Genomic DNA, 448 nt, shown 5'->3' on the forward strand with positions numbered 1-448 from the left:
GCCAGGTCCTTCATCTCGTTGGAGATGACCGACAGCGTCTTTTCATCGGCATGGCGGATGATCGGCGTGATCAGGCCGCCGGGGATCGACACCGCGACGCCGACATCGGCGTGCTTGTGCTTGACCATGGCGCTGTCCGTCCAGGAGGCATTGGCATCCGGCACCGCCATCAGCGCCATCGCCATCGCCTTGATCACCATGTCGTTGACCGAGAGCTTGTAGGCCGGGGCTTCGCCCTTGTCGGTCTTCCGCATCGGCGCCGCGGCATTCAACTGCGTGCGCAGCGCCAAGAGCGCATCGAGCTCGCAGTCGAGCGTCAAATAGAAATGCGGGATGGTGGACTTCGCCTCGACGAGGCGCCGCGCAATCGTCTTGCGCATGTTGTCATGCGGCACGAGCTCATAGGAGCCTTCGGCGAACAGCTTCAGCACCTGGTCGTCCGACATCG

At 62.9% G+C, this 448-nt stretch carries 1 protein-coding gene; it reads right to left on the reverse strand.

The annotated features are described in order from the left end of the window. The coding region (locus AC0YKC_RS34000) for a 2-oxo acid dehydrogenase subunit E2 (protein ID WP_488514246.1) at positions 1–448 on the reverse strand (448 nt) is incomplete at both ends.

The sequence above is a fragment of the Mesorhizobium sp. CNPSo 4661 genome (assembly GCF_057784215.1).